The following is a 13,795-nucleotide window of genomic DNA, read 5'->3' on the forward strand; positions in this document are numbered from 1 at the left end:
GGCTGGGTCTCTCATGAGAACGCGAGGGCGCCGTCGTCGATGGCTCCCTTGCGGATCGTGCGGACGTCGACCAGATAGTTCTGCTTGAGCGCCCACGGCGCTCGGGAGCCCTGCTTGGGCAGCTCGTCGATGCTGCGCAGCACGTAGCCGGGCGTGAAGTCCATGAACGGCCGCTCCTCGACGTCGGCCTCGCGGACCGGCACCACCGCTTCGTAGCCATGCTCGTCCATGTGCGCGAGCAGCCGGCAGACGTACTCGGAGACCAGGTCGGCCTTGAGCGTCCAGGAGGCGTTGGTGTAGCCGATGGTGAACGCGTAGTTGGGGACGCCGCTCAGCATCAGCGCCTTGTAGGTCATGATCTCCGGCAGCTTGACCTCGGCACCGTCGACGTCGAGCTCCATCCCGGAGAACGCCTTCAGGTTGAGCCCGGTCGCGGTGACGATGATGTCGGCCTCCAGCTCCTTGCCGGACGCGAGCAGCAGGCCGCGCTCGGTGAAGGTCTCGATCGTGTCGGTGACGATCTCGGCCTTGCCCTTCTTGATCGCGCGGAACAGGTCGGCGTCCGGCACCAGGCAGAGCCGCTCGTCCCACGGGTCGTAGCGCGGCTTGAAGTGGGTGTCGATGTCGTAGCCCTCGGGCAGCAGCCGCTGGTTCATCGAGCGGATAAGGCGTCGTACGGCGCCCGGCTGGCTGCGCGCCAGCTTGTAGAGGGCGATCTGCTGCAGCACGTTCTTCCACCGGGTCGCGCGGTAGGCAGCCTTGGTCGGCAGCAGCTTCCGCAGGCCGAGGGCGATCGGGTCGCGGGCCGGCAGCGACATGATGTACGTCGGTGAGCGCTGCAGCATCGTGATGTGGGCGGTGTCGTCGGCCATCGCCGGCACCAGGGTCACCGCGGTCGCTCCCGAGCCGATCACCACGACCCGCTTGCCGGCGTAGTCGAGGTCCTCGGGCCAGTGCTGCGGGTGGATGATCTGGCCCTGGAAGCGATCGGTGCCGGCGAACTCCGGGGTGTAGCCCTGGTCGTAGTCGTAGTAGCCGCCGCAGGAGAGCAGGAAGCCGCAGGTCAGCTCGGTGGTCTCACCGTCGTGCTCGACCCGCACCGTCCACCGGGCGTCCTCGGTCGACCAGCTGGCGCCGACCACGCTGTGGCCGTAGCGGATGCGCTTGTCGACGCCGTACTCGCGGGCGGTCTCCTCGACGTACTGCAGGATCGAGTCGCCGTCGGCCAGCGCCTTGTCGCCGAGCCACGGCTTGAACCGGTAGCCGAGGGTGTACATGTCGGAGTCCGAGCGGACGCCCGGGTAGCGGAACAGGCTCCAGGTCCCGCCGAGGTGGTCGCGCCGCTCGAGGATCGCGTAGCTCTTGCCCTTGAGCCTGGACTCCAGATGACACGCCGCGCCGATGCCGGACAGACCAGCACCGATGATGAGTACGTCGAGGTGCTCGGGTTTGCTGCTCACCCATCCAGTGTTACTGAATTCCGTTCAATTGGCCAGGGTGTCTCGTCCGGAACGCGGGCCACTCCCCGCACAAAACTGTCCCTCCCCACGCGATGTTTCGCGCGGGGAGGGACAAATTCACTAGGTACCTAGGCCTCGCTACTGCAGCGCCGCCAGGGCGTTCACCTCGCCGGAGCCGTAGAAGGAGTTGTGGCCGGTTCCGCCGGTGCAGGTCTGCGGCGCGTCGTTGTTCGCCGACGGGAAGTTGGCGTAGATCGGCTGGGTGGTGTCGGGGCAGGCGCGTGGCGTCGCCGTCTGCTGCATCAGCGCCTCGACTGCGCCGGGCGACATTCCCGGGTTCTCGCTGAGGATCAGCGCGGCCAGGCCGGCGACGTGTGGCGCAGCCATCGAGGTCCCCTGCGCCCAGCAGTACTTCGCGCCGTTATCGAAGACCGTCTGCGACGCGGCACAGCCGGCCGCCAGCGGCCACGACGAGAGCACTCGGCCGTTGCCGGTGGTGGCCGGGATCTGGAACCGCCGGTCACCGCCGGGGGCCGCGACGTCGGCGGTCGAAATGCCGTACGACGAGTAGTAGGCCTTCAGCCCGTCGGCACCGGTGGAGGTCACCCCCACCACGCCCGGGACCTCGGTCGGCACGACCCGGCACTGGTTGCGGATCTCCCGCTCGACCGGGGTCGTGTTGTCCGGGCTAGTGATGTCACGCGTCGGGTGCGACAGGTCGTCGGAGAAGTTGCCCTGCGAGGCGACCACGACCGTGCCCTTCGACCGGGCGTAGTTGATCGCGCGCCGCTCGGCCTGCCAGATCAGCCGCTGCTCCGGGTCGTTGACGCAGTTGTAGAGCCACGGGTCTGCGAAGTAGCTGTTGTTGGTGACGTCGATGCCCTTCTCGGCCACCCACATGTAGGCGCAAACCACCATCTCCGGGAAGAAGAAGCCGTCGTCGTTGGACGACTTCACGCCCGCGATCTTGACGCCCGGGGCGACGCCGACGACGCCGGTGCCGTTGGCGGCCGCCGCGATGGTGCCGGCGGTGTGCGTGCCGTGCCCGTTCGCGTCGTTGCCCACGGCCAGCGGCTGAGCCGCACCGCTGGAGCAGTCGGCGCTCTTGCTGGCGTCGTAGTTCGGCGCCAGGTCGGGGTGGGTGAAGTCGAGGCCGGTGTCCAGGTCACCGACGACGACATCGGTCGTGCCGTCGTTGATCCCGTGCGCCTCGGGCACGTTGATCTGGGTCATGTCCCACTGCAGCCCGGACAGGCTGTCACCCCAAGCCGCCGCAACGGCAGGAGTAGCGTCACCGGCATCGGCGGCCTGGTCGGCCACGGCCGCACCGAGCTTGGCGGTCGAGGCGGCGCCGAGGACTCGACCGTCCCGCTCGACCGCGCTGGCGAAGGACGAGCTCGCCGACCGCGCCACGACCACGCCGATCTTCGAGTACGACGCGACAACGGTGCCGCCGGCAGCGCTGATCTGGGCGGCCGAGTCGGCCGGCGTGCTGCTGCCCTTGTAGACGACGAGGTAGGTCGACGACTCGCTGGCCGTCGTGGATGAGGCTGGACTCACGGCGACCGCGGTAGCGGCGGCGGTCATGAGTACGGCGGTGCTGGCAAGGGCGAGGCCGGCCTTGCGTGAGCGGTGGCGCATGGGTTCCTCCCTGGATCACGGGCCGGCTCGGGTGACGGCCCCGACAGACCCTAAGTCGGCTGCGAGCCGGCCCACAACGAATTGCAGATATCCAGGGGCAATACCGGCGAACTGCCGCGAACTGCCCGCCCGCCGGGAAAGATTGCCCGGCGGGCGGGTGGAGTCAGCAGCCGTGGTTGAGCTGGGCGCACATCTCGGCACCCAGGTAGCTGTAGGTGTCGGTGTGGCCGTCCCGCCAGGTCACAGCGACCTCGGCTCCGTCGATCGCATCGCTGCCGGGTGCGAAGAAGTTCATCGACCACATCTGGTCGGTGAACGTCGCTGCCTTCTGCTTGCCGTTGGCGAAGGTGTACTCGATGCGCTCGACACCCGGAATCCTCGGCCCTGCCGAGAACACCTGGAACTCGCCACCGTCCAAGGAGTAGTTCTGGCTCAGCCGGAAAGTGTCAGCACTCGGCGTGCCTGACCACGGCGCGTTGCCGATCAGCGTCGGCTTGCCGCCGCCGTTGGCCGCCGCCCAGTCGTCACAGACCACCCACCAGGCGTCGGTCCCCCATAGCGTCATTGCGCCGCCCTCGTACGGCGCGGTGGCGCGCTTCGTCGCGCCCGGAAGGCCCTGGTTCTGACCGAACTCCGCCACCTCGTCCTCGCAGCTGGTGGCCTCCGGCGGTGGCAGCGACTCGACGTCGGTCGTGTACGCACCTTCGCCGGGCATCGTCTTCGGGTCCGCAGGCTCGCTCGGCGGGTTGCTCGGGGTGGGACCGTTCACAGTGCCGCTGCCGGCCGGCGCGATCGGGCCGGGCGCCGACTGTTCCTCACCGCCGAGGAGCACCGCGCCGCCGACCGCAACTGCGGCGACCGCCACGGCGGCGACGCCGGCCGCCAACCAACCGGCCCGGCCGCGCAGCGGCGCGGACTCGTCCGGCACCGCGGTCTCGTTGATCAGGTCTCGCTTCATCTGCTGCTTCACCCCATCGGGAAGCCGCCGCTCGGGCGGCAGGTCGAATTCGCTCATGACTGGTCTCGCTTCTCGGTGATGGCCGCCAGGCGCTTGCGGGCTCGGGCAAGCCGGCTGCGCACCGTGCCGATCGGTACGTCGAGTGCCGCGGCCGCCTGTTCGTAGCTCAGCCCCGACCAGGCGACGAGCACGAGCACGTCCTGGTCGCGTTGCGGCAGCTCCCGGATCGCGGCAAGCAGCTCGGACATCCGTCGTTCGTCGTCGACGCGGGTGGCCACCCCGTCGGCATGGTCGGGTACGTCGCGCTCCCGCGGCAGCCGGCCGACGGCGTACAGGTGCCGCCGCTGCTTCCGGCTGAGGTTGCGGCACACGTTGGTCGCGATGCCGTACAGCCACGGCAGTGCCGACTCGTCGTACACCTGGGTGCGGTCGCGCGACTTCCACGCCTCGAGGAACGTCGCCGAGGTGGCATCCTCGGCCACGTCCCACGAGGCGGTGCGACGGAAGCAGTAGTTGTAGATGCGATCGGAGTACCGGTCGAACAAGATCCCGAGCGCCGCACTGCTCCCGTCTCGGAGGTCAGCGACAAGGTCCGAGTCGGTCGGCGATCGCGAAGCGTTCGCCGATCGACTGGGGCCTCCGGCGGCCGCCTCGGCCATGTCGATCCCTTCCAGTGACGTCATGTCCCGGTTATGTCCGCGGGCGATGGGTGAGTTCCCAGAATGTCGATAGTCCAGAACGAAAAGCATCACCTGGCGGCTCCAGGTGATGCTTTTCGTTCTGGACTATCGGGCCGTGCGGCCGGACTCAGTTGGGGTTGCGGGCGTGGGTCAGCGTCTCGAAGCCGACGAACAGGTTGTTGGAGCCTGCCGGGCGCTGCTGTTCGGTCAGGCGCTGGGTGTTGGTCATCGCGATGCCCATCCGGGTGTTCAGCGCGTTGAACCCGACCTCGGTGATCGGCCCCAGCCTGTCCTTGAGGCTGCCCTTGCACAGGCTGCCGGGCACCGGCTCGCCGAGCTGGTACTTGGCGTGCAGGCCGAGCGCGTGCCGCAGTCGGTCGGCGATCTCCGGGTAGAGGTCCTGGCCCTGGATGCGGGTGGTCTCGGCGAAGTGGGAGATCGCGGAGATGCCGTACCCCGTGTGGGTGAGGTCGCGGCAGGTCTCCTGCGAGAGGCCGTTCATGAAGGTCGTCTGGCCGTGCCAGTACTGGACGATCTCCTGATAGGTGTCCCGCCAGTCGCCGGGCGCGGTCCTCGGCAGCGAGCCGTCGGTGGTGAGGTAGAGGTACGCCGGGACCCGGCCGCGGAACTTGGCGACGGCCTTGTCGTAGGCGGCGCGGTCCTCCAGGAAGACCGCGATGCCGATCGCCGCCTCCATCATGCTCAGCTCCCAGTTGCCGTTGGAGTAGGAGCCGTTGATGACCTCGGGCAGGTACACGTTCCGCAGCATGGTGCCGAAGCGACCGGAGTTCGGCCAGGAGCTGTAGGTGTACTTGATGATCTCGGCCGCCCGCGGCCAGGAGGAGCCGGCCCAGCCGGTCTGCAGCGGCGCGTTGCTGTTGGTGTGGTCCTTGATCACCGCGGACCAGGCGTCCATGATCTGGATCGCCTTCTGGGCATAGCGGCTGTCCCCGCTGATATACCAGGCCAGGGAAAGGGCGTACACCGCGAGCGCGTCCTCGCGCTCGTCGGTGCAGCCGTAGTTGGGGTTGGAGTACGAGCCGCACTCGACGATCGCGCGCGGCTTGGGCGTCCGGCTGAGTGAGCCGTACTTGCTGCCGAGCAGCTGGTTGTACGCCGACGTCCAGGGCTGGGCGCCGGCGGCAACCCTCCCCTTGACGAAGTCGAGCTGGGGGCGGCTGACGAGGACGCCGGGGTGGGTGAAGGTCGCGGGCGCGGCGACGACCGTGGTCTGTGCGGGGCCCTCTTTCGAGGCCGACGCCGGGGCGACCAGCGCAGCGACGAGGGCAGCAGTCAGTACGGCGGATCCGATACGCATGGGGTTGCCTTCCGAGTAAGGGTCACCCAACGAGTTCCGCTCTCGGGAGCCAGTGAGAGCGAACTGGGCAGGAATTCGGAAGTTAGGGGCATCCCAGCAGCGGGTCAATACTTCCGTCAGGTCATTAACAAAATCGGGAGTGGCCGGCGCCCTGGACGGCGGCCGCGCCGCTCTGCCACGCTCGACGGTGGGCTCGGGCACAACATCCGCACCGATCATCGGAGCTGGTTCACATGCACCGCAAGATCACCCTCGGCGCCGCGGCCCTCACCGGGCTCGCCGCGCTCAGCTTCTCGCTCGACATGGCCATCGCCAATCCCGGCGGTGTGCCTGCGGTCCCTCTCAACAACGAACAAGAGACGGCAGACGTCGCCACTGGCGCGAGTGGCTTCTTCTCCTGGCACGTCGACGGGCTGCAGTTCTGCTACACCCTCGAGTCGCGGAACCTGGCCGTCCCGGCAGTCGCCGCCCACGTGCACGTCGCCCCGCGCAACGTCAACGGCCCGGTCGTCATCGGCCTGGCGACCGGCAGCGGTACGTCCTGGACGGTCTCGGCGTGTACGACGCCGTCACTCGAGGTACTCGAAGCCATCAAGGCGAACCCGCGCGCGTACTACGTCAACGTCCACACCTCACTCCACCCCGGTGGCGAGATCCGTGGTCAGCTGAAATAGCCAGGTCCCAGATAGTCCAGAACGAAAATCACCTCCCGGAGGCTCCAGGAGGTGATTTTCGTTCTGGACTATCGAGCTATGCGGCCGGTTACGCGACGGCCTTGAGGCGGCGGGCCTCCTGGTTGAGGCGGGCCTGGGCGGCGCGGCGTACCTTCGGGCCGCCGGTGGCCATCTTGTAGAGCATCTTGAGCTTCTCGGGCGCGTTCTTGGCGTTGGTGGTCGCCAGCCAGCCGTTGGGCAGCGACAGCCGGAAGACCTTGTGCCAGGCCGAGTAGACCTGCTGCGGCAGCGGCGCGGTGTGGTAGTTCAGGCCGTACTTCTCGAACAGGTCCTTCACCTTGGGCGCGATCTGGGCGTACCGGTTGCTGGGCAGGTCCGGGAACAGGTGGTGCTCGATCTGGTGCGACAGGTTGCCGCTCATGATGTGCAGCGCCTTGGAGCCGGAGATGTTGGCCGAGCCGAGCATCTGCCGGACATACCACTCACCACGGGTCTCGCCGTCGATCGAGCGCTTCTCGAAGGTCTCCACGCCCTCGGGGAAGTGGCCGCACATGATGATCGAGTGCGACCACAGGTTGCGGACCACGTTGGCGGTGACGTTCGCGGCCAGTGTCGAGAAGAACGAGCCGGTCGGCAGCGACAGCAGCGGGTGTACGACGTAGTCCTTGGTGGCCTGCTTGCGGATCTTCGCCAGCACCTTGCTCGCCTGCGCCCGGAACTCCGGGTCCTTGGTCTTCTTGCGCTTGATCGTGGCGCCGAGGTCGAGGTCGTACGCCGCGATGCCGTACTCGAAGATGCAGGCGTTGATGAAGTTCCACAGCGGCTGGGCGAGGTACATCGGGTGCCACGGCTGGTCCTCGTCGACGCGCATGATGCCGTAGCCGAGGTCGTTGTCCTTGCCGATCACGTTCGTGTAGGTGTGGTGCAGCTCGTTGTGGGAGTGCTTCCACTGCGCGGCCGGCGTCGCGTTGTCCCACTCCCAGGTCGTGGAGTGGATCTTCGGGTCGCGCATCCAGTCCCACTGGCCGTGCAGGATGTTGTGGCCGATCTCCATGTTGTCGAGGATCTTCGAGATCGAGAGGCCGATGGTGCCGACGATCCACGCCGGTGGGAAGACGCTGGCCAGCAGCACCGCACGCGAGCCCAGCTCGATCTTGCGCTGGACGTCGATCACCTTGCGGATGTACGCCGCGTCGGAGGCGCCGCGGGCGTCCAGGAACTCCTGGCGGATCGCGTCGAGCTCGACGCCGAGCTGCTCGATGTCCTCGGGGGTGAGGTGGGCAATCGGGCTGACGGCTTGCTTCTGGATGACGGTCATATCGAGTCCTTAGTGGTCGAATTCGCAGGGGCCGGCGGCGGCGTTGATGCAGGTCTGGACCTTCACCCCGTCGCCAGGGGCGGCCTTGGTGATCTCGCCGTTGCGCAGGTCGCGGACGATGCCCTCGCGCAGCGGCAGCACGCAGCCGTAGCAGACGCCCATCCGGCAGCCGCTCGGCATCAGGACACCGGCACTCTCGGCGGCGTCGAGGATCGGGGTGGCGCCGTCGGCCTCGACCGCGGTGCCGTCGTTGAACGAGACCCCGTAGATCTGGTCGCCCTCGCCCGGCTCCACAAAGGTCGTCCGGAACTGCTCGACGAACAGCTCCATCCCGCGCTCGGTGTGGTGCGCCTCGAGCGCGTCCAGCAGTCCGGCCGGCCCGCAGGCGTACGTCGCCCGCTCGGCCAGGTCGGGCACCAGCTCGTCGAGCCGGTTGACGTCGAGCAGGCCGTGCACGTCGTCGTACCGCGGGATCAGGTTGATCGCCCGCGACGCGTGAAGCTCGCGCAGGTTGTCGATGAAGATCGAGTCCGGCTCGCTGGGGGCGACGTGAACGACGGTGATGTCGAGGTCCTCGCTGCGGCGCAGGTGAACCACGCCGGAGTCGGCGACCGGGAACAGGTTGCGCAGCATGCCGACCACCGGGGTGACACCCGAGCCTGCGGTGACGAACAGCAGCTTGCCGGGCATCTCCGGCAGCACGAAGTCGCCGGTCGCCTGCTCCAGGTGGACCAGGGTGCCGGGGCGGGTGTGGTGGACCAGGTGGTTGCTGACCTTGCCGTCCGGGACCGCCTTGACGGTGATCGAGATGTAGCCGTCGCGGCGCGGGCCGTGGGTCAGCGAGTAGGCGCGCCACTGGCGGACGCCGTCGACATCGATGCCGATCCGGACGTACTGACCAGGCACGTGGCCGGCCCAGTCGGCGCCCGGCTTGATCAGAAGGGTGGCGGCGTCACGGGTCTCGGGGTGTACGTCGACGATCCGGCCGCGCAGGTCCGCGCCCGCGCGCAGCGGGTTGAACATGTCGAGGTAGTCGGCCGGAACCAGCGGGGTCACCGCGAGCTCGGTCAGCCGCCGTACGCCGTCTCGCAGCTGCCGCAGGGTCTGTCCCTGCGGGCCTGCCGGGCCGCCGGCGTTCAAGGCGATGCTCATGACTTAAGCGTGCTACACCACGAGCGTAAGATCATGACCACTGCACGTGAATCAGCCGCATGGAATTGTTCTCTACGAACAAAAGGAGTGCCAATGCCTCGAGCCGTACGGCGCCAGGAGCCGGACCTGCGGCTCCCCCCGGAGGTCACCGCGGCGATGCGCGCCGAGCTGCCGCAGGTCGCCGAGAAGGTGGTGCGGGCGGTGATGAGTGAGGTGCCGAGCTACTCCGAGCCGTTCCAGGGCCGGATGGGCCGCACCATCCAGAGCGCGGTCGCGATCGCGCTCGGCGGCTTCCTCGACCTGGCGAGCGCGCCCCCCGGTGTCGGTATGGGCGCCCGGGTCGAGTCGGTCTTCGAGGCCGCCTACGCCCTCGGCCGCGGCGAGGCTCGCAGCGGCCGGACCATGGACGCCCTCGCCTCGGCGTACCGGGTGGGCGCCCGGACCGCCTGGCGGGACATGAGCGAGGCCGCGGTGAAGGCGGGGCTGCCGGCCGCGCAGATGGCCCGCTTCGCCGAGCTGGTCTTCGACTACATCGACCAGATCTCCGCGACCAGCGTCTCCGGGCACGCCGACGAGGACGCCAGCGAGGCCAGGGTCCGCCAGCGCAACGTCGAGCGGCTGGCGATCGTGCTGCTCGCGGGCGACCCGATGGAGTCGCTGCTGTCGGCCGCCGCGCGCGCCGAGTGGACGCCGCCGCAGACGCTGACTGCGGTGATCCTCCCGGAGTCGCGGGTCCGCGGCACCCGTTCCCAGCTCGACGAGCGGACGCTGCTCAGCGTCGAGGAGCTGCCCGAGCTCGAGGACGACGCCGCGCTGGCGGCGCTGCTGGTGCCCGACGCCGACGGACGGCGCCGCAACGCGCTGCTGCGCGCGGTGCACGACCGGGGCGCGGTGGTGGGTCCGCCGGTCCCCTGGCACGACGTGCGGGCGTCGTACCTCCGCGCGATCCGGACCCTGGCGCTCGACCTGCCCCGCCAGGCCGAGCTGGCCACGCTCGACAGCGAGGAGCATCTCGCCGAGCTGGTGCTGACGGCGGATGCCGCGGCGTACGCCGACCTGCGCGAGCGGGCGCTGGCGCCGCTGACCAAGGTCCGCGAGTCGACCGCGGAGAAGCTCACCGAGACGCTGCGCTCCTGGCTTCTCCACCACGGCCGCCGCGACGACATCGCGGCCGAGCTGTTCGTGCATCCGCAGACCGTGCGCTACCGGATGGGCCAGCTGCGCGAGCTGTACGGCGACCGCCTCGACGACCCGCGAACCGTCCTGGAGCTCACGCTCGCGCTGGGCGTCGGACGAGGGCCCGACAGGTAAAGTGCGCGCCATGCCTCGAATGCCCGCTCCCGGCGATCAGTTCGGGCGATACACGCTCGGCCGGGAGCTGGGCGAAGGCGGCATGGGGCGGGTGTTCGTCGCCACCGACACCCAGCTCGGCCGCGAGGTCGCGCTCAAGGTGATCCAGCCCGGGCTCGCCCGGGAGGCCGCCCACCGGGCGCGCTTCGAGCGCGAGGCCTCGATCCTGGCCCGGATGGACAGCCCGCACGTCGTGCAGGTGCACGACTACGGCCAGACCGCGGGCACCTTCTACCTGGTCACCCAGCTGGTCGGCGGCGGCGACCTTTTCGCGCGGGTCCGCCGTGACGGCGCGCTCCCGCCGGTCACCGCGATCCGGCTGCTCAGCCAGGTCGCGGACGGGTTGGAGCACGCACACAAGGCCGGCGTCACCCACCGCGACATCAAGCCCAGCAACGTCCTGCTGCGCGACGGCGAGCGCGGTCCCGAGGCGGTGCTGTGCGACTTCGGCATCGCGTCCGGCCCGGGCCTCGAGCTGACCCGGACCGGCATGATCAGCGGCAGCCTCCTCTACATGGCGCCGGAGCGGCATCGCGGCGAGCCGGGCTCGGTGGCCGGCGACATCTACTCCGCGGGCTGCCTGCTGTGGTTCACGCTCACCGGCAGCGCGCCGTACGCCGGCACCGAATTCGAGATCGCGCTCGGCCACCAGGACTCGCCGATCCCGCAGTTGCCGGGCAAGGGCGAGTTCGTCAAGCGGGTCAACCAGATCCTGCGTCGGTCGATGGCCAAGGCGCCACGGGACCGGTACCGGTCGATGCGGGCGATGCACGCCGACCTGGTTGCTGCCGAGCCGCTGTCCCCGGCCACGATCGCCGTGCCGGACCGGACGCAGCTGCGCAGGCCGACCCTGGCCCGGCGCCGCTACTCGTGGGCGCCGGCTGCCGCTGCCGCCTCGGTCGCCGTGATCGCGCTGGTGATCGCGCTGATCGCGGTCCTCGGCGGACGCGGCCCTGACACGCTCGACCCGGCAGCCCAGGACGAACCCACCGAGGCACCGACCTCCGGTACGCCGACCGCAGCGACCTCGACCTCGACCGATGACCCGTCGACCGCGCTGACCTCGCTGGCCAAGGCGCGCAACCGCGGGTCCACCAAGGCACCACCCGGTGGCGTACCGGGCGGCGTACCCGGTCAGCTCCCGAGTTCCTCGGGCGCGGACCCGACCCGCCAGCCGTCGTCGTCTCCCTCATCGTCATCGTCGCCGTCACAGGAGCCGTCCAGCTCGCCCAGCCAGTCCGGCGACCCGCTCTACCGGTGCTGGGACGGCGAGACCAGCTCGACGTACAAGGGCTGCAGCCGGCCGACCGGGTACGACGGGCTGCGGTGGATGTTCCCGTCGATCCGCTACCTGTCGGGCTGTCGCGGGCGGGACCCCGACAGCTACTCGCGGTACGTGCGGACGGTGCTGCAGTGCGACGACGGCAACCAGCACTTCCGCTTCATCCAGTACAAGTCGATGACCGACGCCTACAACTTCCAGACCGCCTACTTCGACGGCGGGTCGGCCAACCGGGAGTGGGCGTTCGGCAAGTCCTGGCGCTACGTCACGCCGGGGCAGCGCAACCCGGACGCCCGGGTCCGGCAGCACTCCAACGTCTACTCGCAGAAGCCGTGGGGCGCGCTGGTGTGGACCACCAAGGGGTGGACGCTGGTCGACCGGATGCTCAACCGGATCCGGTACCGCGAGCCGTCGATGTACAAGGGCTACCAGGTCCGCTAGCCGACTCGAACGCCGGCGACGTACGTCGCATGGACGGCCAGCCCGCGTAGGTGGGCACCGACCGCGGCGCTGTCCCCCACCTCGCCCACCTCGGCCAGCGGGTCGGCGTCGAGCAGCACCAGGTCGGCGGGGTGGCCGGCAGCGACCGTGCCCCGGCCGTCCGTCGAGGCCGCTAGTGCCTCTGACGCGGTGAGCGCCTGCTCGGGATGCCAGGGGGCGCGGTCATCGGCGGTGCGGTGACAGGCGGCGGCCATCGCCAGCCACGGGTCGAGCGGCGCCACCGGCGCATCCGACCCGAGCCGCAGCTCGACACCCGCGTCGACCAGCCAGCGCAGTGGGAAGCAGCGGCCGGTGCGGTCCGGCCAGAGCCGCTCGGTCGCGTCCCGGTCGTCGAGCAGATGCGCGGGCTGGACGCTCGCCGCGAGGCCGAGCTCGGCCATCTGCCGTACGTCGTCGAGCCGGACCAGCTGAGCGTGCTCGATGGTGCCGCGCGCGCCGGTCTCGGCGTACGCCGTCAGCGCGGCGGCCGCCGCGGCGTCGCCGATCGCGTGGGTGGCCACGGTGAGCCCGGCCGCGTGGGCGCGGCCGAGGAGGTCGCTGAGCTCGGCTGCGGTGAGGTTGGGCGCGCCGCTGCCGGCCGAGCCGTCGGCGTACGGCTCGCAGCACCAGGCGGTCTTCGTGTTGAGCGCGCCGTCGGAGATGATCTTGAGCGACCCCATCGTCGCGCGCGGGTCGCAGCCCGGCAGCGGGTCGCCGGTGCGCAGCCCGGCGGCGAGCACGGCGTCCAGCCCCTCGGCGTACGTCGCCATCCGGACCCGGACGAGGTTCGCCCCGGCCGCCCAGCGCTCGGCCCACTCGTCGGCGCCACCGCTGAACTCGAAGTCGGTGAGGCCCACGACGCCGCGAGCGGCCGCGGCCAGCATCGCCCGGCGGTACGCCGATGCCGAGGGCGTCTCCTGCTCGACGAGCTCGGGCAGCCGCCCGTACGCCGCGAACCACTCCGCCTCCGCCACGACACCGTCGCGGTGTGCGAGTCCGAGGCCGGCGAAGGCGGCGGAGTTGAGCCAGGCGTGGTGGCCGTCGCCGCTGATCAGTACGACCGGCGTCGTCGGCGCGATCCGGTCGAGGTCACTGGTGGCGGGAGGATGCGGCCAGGCGGTCGACCGGTGTCCCCAGCCCACCACCGGCTCCCCCGGCCGCTCGGCGAGCTGTGCCGCGACCGTCTTGACGGCTGCCTCGGCCGAGGTCGCGCCGGCCAGATCCAGGCGGGCGCTGGACACCGCCCACTGGCCGAGGTGGACGTGCTGGTCCCAGAGTCCGGGGATCAGCCAGCGCCCCTCGGCGTCGTACTCTTCGGTACCGCGAGGCCGCGCCAGCGACGGCCCGACCTCGGCCACCCGGCCGCCTTCGATCCGGACGTCGACGGGCTGGTCCGGCACCGCCGTACAGATCGGAACCGGGCGGGTCCGGCGCAGCAGGAGACTCACGCGGGCAAGAGTAGAACCGGCCCGGTAGGGACCG

At 70.0% G+C, this 13,795-nt stretch carries 11 protein-coding genes; 3 read left to right on the forward strand and 8 right to left on the reverse strand.

Annotated features, from left to right (window positions below):
• Positions 1–11: 11 nt before the first annotated feature.
• The 5 genes from DDV73_RS07925 to DDV73_RS07945 all read right to left on the reverse strand — a co-directional run bounded on the left by DDV73_RS07925 (position 12) and on the right by DDV73_RS07945 (position 6,057).
• Positions 12–1,460 (reverse strand): flavin-containing monooxygenase, encoded by a 1,449-nt coding sequence (locus DDV73_RS07925; protein ID WP_109506706.1) that lies wholly within the window; start codon positions 1,458–1,460, stop codon positions 12–14.
• A gap of 138 nt (positions 1,461–1,598) precedes the next feature.
• Positions 1,599–3,101: a S8 family peptidase gene (locus DDV73_RS07930; RefSeq protein ID WP_109506707.1), complete on the reverse strand. Its 1,503-nt coding sequence runs from the start codon at positions 3,099–3,101 to the stop codon at positions 1,599–1,601.
• A gap of 163 nt (positions 3,102–3,264) precedes the next feature.
• Entirely contained in the window at positions 3,265–4,116 is an 852-nt protein-coding gene (locus DDV73_RS07935; RefSeq protein WP_109506708.1) for a hypothetical protein, read from the reverse strand.
• Positions 4,113–4,742 (reverse strand): RNA polymerase sigma factor, encoded by a 630-nt coding sequence (locus DDV73_RS07940; protein ID WP_240617179.1) that lies wholly within the window; start codon positions 4,740–4,742, stop codon positions 4,113–4,115. Before DDV73_RS07940 ends, DDV73_RS07935 begins: the two co-directional genes overlap by 4 nt.
• 124 nt (positions 4,743–4,866) lie before the next feature.
• Entirely contained in the window at positions 4,867–6,057 is a 1,191-nt protein-coding gene (locus DDV73_RS07945; protein WP_109506710.1) for an alginate lyase family protein, read from the reverse strand.
• A gap of 233 nt (positions 6,058–6,290) precedes the next feature.
• On the opposite strand from DDV73_RS07945, the gene DDV73_RS07950 reads away from it, so the two are divergent.
• Positions 6,291–6,731 carry a CHRD domain-containing protein gene (locus DDV73_RS07950; RefSeq protein ID WP_109506711.1) on the forward strand — a complete coding sequence of 147 codons (441 nt, stop codon included), beginning with the start codon at positions 6,291–6,293 and terminating at the stop codon, positions 6,729–6,731.
• 88 nt (positions 6,732–6,819) lie between these two features.
• Here the strand turns inward: DDV73_RS07950 and DDV73_RS07955 are convergent, their stop codons facing one another.
• Positions 6,820–8,049, reverse strand: coding sequence for a fatty acid desaturase family protein (locus tag DDV73_RS07955; RefSeq protein WP_109506712.1), 1,230 nt, complete (start codon positions 8,047–8,049; stop codon positions 6,820–6,822).
• Between the two features lie 9 nt (positions 8,050–8,058).
• Positions 8,059–9,201 (reverse strand): ferredoxin reductase, encoded by a 1,143-nt coding sequence (locus DDV73_RS07960; RefSeq protein ID WP_109506713.1) that lies wholly within the window; start codon positions 9,199–9,201, stop codon positions 8,059–8,061.
• 93 nt (positions 9,202–9,294) lie between these two features.
• Here DDV73_RS07960 and DDV73_RS07965 point away from each other — a divergent pair, with 93 nt between their 5' ends.
• Complete coding sequence (locus DDV73_RS07965) at positions 9,295–10,512, forward strand: PucR family transcriptional regulator (protein WP_109506714.1); 1,218 nt, start codon at positions 9,295–9,297, stop codon at positions 10,510–10,512.
• Between the two features lie 10 nt (positions 10,513–10,522).
• A complete protein-coding gene (locus DDV73_RS07970) occupies positions 10,523–12,274 on the forward strand; it encodes a serine/threonine-protein kinase (RefSeq protein WP_109506715.1) in 1,752 nt (583 codons plus the stop codon).
• On the opposite strand, the gene DDV73_RS07975 is transcribed toward DDV73_RS07970, so the two are convergent.
• Positions 12,271–13,761 (reverse strand): amidohydrolase, encoded by a 1,491-nt coding sequence (locus DDV73_RS07975; protein WP_109506716.1) that lies wholly within the window; start codon positions 13,759–13,761, stop codon positions 12,271–12,273. The two genes, DDV73_RS07970 and DDV73_RS07975, sit on opposite strands and share 4 nt — an antisense overlap.
• Positions 13,762–13,795: the final 34 nt, after the last annotated feature.

Origin of the sequence: Nocardioides speluncae (assembly GCF_003121585.1) — a bacterium.
In the GTDB taxonomy this organism is placed as follows: Bacteria; Actinomycetota; Actinomycetes; order Propionibacteriales; family Nocardioidaceae; genus Nocardioides; species Nocardioides speluncae.